Origin of the sequence: Sphingomonas sp., from assembly GCF_040398505.1 — a bacterium.
Taxonomy (GTDB): Bacteria; Pseudomonadota; Alphaproteobacteria; order Sphingomonadales; family Sphingomonadaceae; genus Sphingomonas.
The window spans coordinates 1-3,481 of record NZ_JBBATX010000175.1 but is presented as its reverse complement, the minus strand read 5'-3'; the positions used below and the strand labels follow the sequence as shown (position 1 = coordinate 3,481).

Here is a 3,481-nt window from a genome sequence, read left to right as displayed (position 1 = left end):
CGCACGATGTCGCCCGCCGCGAACACGCCGTCGAGGCTGGTCATCAGCGTCTTGTTGTCGACCAGCACCGTGCCCCAGCGCGTGACGCCGAGCTCGCGTGCGCCGAACAAAGTCGGCAAATCCTCGGCATCGAAGCCAAGCGCCTTGATGACGAGGTCGGCAGGAACGTCGAACCCGCCAGCCGGATCGATCTCGGGTGCGCGGCGGCCGCTCGCGTCGGGCGCGCCGAGCCGCATTGCGCTCGCCTTGACCCCCGTAACGCTCTCGCCGCCGACGAAACTTTCGGGCGCGGAGAGCCAGACGAACTCGACGCCTTCCTCCTCGGCATTGGTCACTTCGCGCTGCGATCCCGGCATGTTGGCGCGGTCGCGGCGGTAGAGGCATTTGACCGAAGCCGCGCCCTGGCGGACGGCGGTGCGCACGCAATCCATCGCGGTATCGCCGCCGCCGATCACCACGACATGCTTGCCCGCGGCGTTCAGGCTGCCGTCGTCGAACGCGGGCACGGCATCGCCAAAGCCCTTGCGGTTCGATGCGGTGAGGAACGCGAGCGCATCGACCACGCCATTCGCCTCAACCCCTGGCGCTTTGATCGCGCGCGCACGGTACACCCCGGTCGCGATCAGCACTGCATCATGGCGTTGGCGCAGCTCGTCCATGCTCGCGTCGCGCCCGACTTCGAAGCCTTCGTGAAAGACGATGCCGCCCGCCTTCAACCGCTCGACGCGGCGCATGACGACAGGCTTTTCGAGCTTGAAGCCGGGGATGCCATAGGTCAGCAGCCCGCCAGCGCGGTCATAGCGGTCGTAAATGTGGACGTCATAGCCGTTGATTCGCAGATATTCCGCCGCGCTAAGCCCAGCGGGCCCGGCACCGATCACCGCGACCGATTGGCCGCGTGGCCGACCGGGGACGAGCGGCTCGACCCAGCCTTCTTCCCACGCAGTATCCGTGATGAACTTCTCGACCGCGCCGATCGTCACCGCGCCATGGCCGGAGAATTCGATCACGCAATTGCCTTCGCACAGCCGGTCCTGTGGGCAAATGCGCCCGCAAATCTCGGGCATGGTCGAAGTGGCGTTGCTCAGCTCATACGCCTCGCGCAGCCGGCCCTCGGCGGTCAGCCGCAGCCAATCGGGAATATGGTTGTGGAGCGGGCAATGCACCGAGCAATACGGCACGCCGCATTGCGAACAGCGCCCGGCCTGATCCTCGGCATCGGGCATCGCATAGCGATCGGCGATCTCGCGGAAATCCTCGGCACGGATCTCGGGCTCGCGCTTCGCCGGATAGGCTTGATCGCGATCAACGAATTTCAACAGCGACGTGTCAGCCATGATGCACCCTCTCGAGCGCGCCAGATAACGCGACATACCCGCGCTGTCACGTGGAAAACGCTAGATAGGACAGTATGTATGCCCTATTAAGGAGGATCCCGCCTGACCGTGCGTAAAAACCGAGCGACCTTTTCAAATAACAGGGCCGCATCGGACCTATAGCGTGGAGAGCCAGATCAGCGCGGCGCTGCCCGCGACGATGCGATACCAGGCAAAGGGCACGAACCCGAAGCGGGTGACGATCCCGACGAACGCGCGCACCACGATCACCGCGACCACGAACGCGACGGCAAACCCAAGCGCAATCGCGCCGAACCCGACGCCGACCCCGTGCAGCAACGCGTCGCGATTCTTGACCAGTTCGAGCGTCGTTGCGCCGAGCATCGTCGGGATGGCGAGGAAGAAGCTGAATTCCGCCGCCGTCCGCCGCTCGACTCCCAGCGCCAGCGCGCCGAGAATCGTCGCGCCCGATCGACTGACGCCGGGCACCATCGACAGGCATTGCAGGAACCCGATGCCGATAACCTTGCCGAGCGGAATCTCCGCCACACCTGAGATATCGCTCTTGGGCGCGAACCGCTCGACCGCGATGATCGCGAAGCCGCCGACGATCAACGCGATCGACACGACCTCAGCATTGCCGAGCAGCGCTTCGATCTGCTTGTGGATGGCGAGACCGATCACAGCGGCGGGCACGAACGCGACCAGCACGTTGCGCACGAAGCGGATCGACACGGGGTCGCGCTGCAACAGGCCCAGCCCGACCGCCCAGAGCGTCCGCCAGTACAGAACCACGATCGCCAGAATCGCACCGAGCTGGATCACGATGTTGAACACCGCCCATTTCTCGGCATCGTAGCCGAGCAATTTGGTCGCCAGGATAAGGTGCCCGGTCGAGGACACGGGCAGGAATTCGGTCACTCCCTCGACGATGCCGAGCAGAATGATACTAATGATATCAGTCACGAAATTCCCCTATCGAGCCGCGTTCAGGCGACCGTCGGTGCCGCGAAGCGACCGCCCTTGCGGTATCGTACGAGCCAGCCAGCCGCCACTGCGTCGAGCGGCGTCGGCGTGATGCCCAACGCCTTTAGCCCATCGGTGCCCGAGACGACATTGTCGTTTGCCAACATCTTCCACTGGTCCGTCGTGATCGGCGCACCGGGCAGGAAGCCCAAGGTCGCGATCGCCGCGCCGATCGCATCGGGCAGCTCGACGATCGCCCGCTTGCGCCCCGTTGCCTTGGCGATCCAGCGCACCAGCGCGCCCATCGACAGGATATCGGGCCCGCCAAGCTCGAGCGTCTTGCCCGCCGCCAGCTCTGGATGCGCCAGCGCCGCCACCACGGCTTTCGCAACGTCGCCGACATAGACGGGCTGGAACTTGGTGCCGGCGCGCAACACAGGGACGACGGGCGCGCTCGCGATCATCGCGGCGAAACGATTGACGAACTGATCCTCGCGCCCGAACACGATCGACGGCCGCAGGATCGTCGCGGCGGGAAACCCTGCGCGCACTGCCGCCTCGCCTTCGCCCTTCGAGCGGCCATAGGCCGAAGCGGACGCCGCATCCGCCCCGATCGCCGAGATATGAACGAGGGCCGCGACTCCGGCCTGCGCTGCCGCCTCGGCGACGATTCGCGCGCCCGCGACTTGCACCTTCTGGAAATTGCCATGGAGGATGCCGACCAGATTGACCACCGCATCCGACCCCGCGACGGCATGTGCGATCGATTCGGGTTTGGAAATGTCGGCGGCCACGAATTGCGTCTGGCCGAGCCCACCCAGCGGTTTCAGGAAAAACGCCCGCCGCGGATCACGCTGCGCGATCCGTACCCGCGCGCCGCCTTCCAGCAGCGCCTGCGCGACATAGCGGCCGAGAAACCCCCCGCCGCCGATCAGCGTAACCAATGTATCCTTCATGTGCTTATGTCCTTGGGGGCAAATCCCGGTCGCCGACCCTTGCCCCAGCACGCCCTTGGTTGACAAGGCCAAGTCAGCCGCCCTAAGGGCCGCCCCTACCTGATGTTTAAAGCTCTTGTGCTTGACGACTTTCGTGCCCGGATGGCGGAATTGGTAGACGCACCAGCTTCAGGTGCTGGCGCTCGCAAGGGCGTGGAGGTTCGAGTCCTCTTCCGGGCACCA

The 3,481-nt window shown here is 65.2% G+C and carries 3 protein-coding genes and 1 tRNA gene; 1 reads left to right on the top strand and 3 read right to left on the bottom strand.

Translation table 11 applies throughout. The features are described from left to right. The 3 genes from ABWP09_RS14025 to ABWP09_RS14015 all read right to left on the bottom strand — a co-directional run. Window positions 1-1,337: NAD(P)-dependent oxidoreductase (locus ABWP09_RS14025; RefSeq protein WP_353205739.1), on the bottom strand; the 1,337-nt coding region annotated here is incomplete at its 3' end. Window positions 1,338-1,493: 156 nt separating this feature from the next. Continuing rightward, window positions 1,494-2,303, bottom strand: coding sequence for an undecaprenyl-diphosphate phosphatase (locus ABWP09_RS14020; RefSeq protein WP_353205738.1), 810 nt, complete (start codon window positions 2,301-2,303; stop codon window positions 1,494-1,496). 23 nt (window positions 2,304-2,326) lie between these two features. After that, window positions 2,327-3,259: a complex I NDUFA9 subunit family protein gene (locus ABWP09_RS14015; RefSeq protein ID WP_353205737.1), complete on the bottom strand. Its 933-nt coding sequence runs from the start codon at window positions 3,257-3,259 to the stop codon at window positions 2,327-2,329. A gap of 135 nt (window positions 3,260-3,394) precedes the next feature. On the opposite strand from ABWP09_RS14015, the gene ABWP09_RS14010 reads away from it, so the two are divergent. Then, window positions 3,395-3,481: transfer RNA gene (locus ABWP09_RS14010), tRNA-Leu, on the top strand.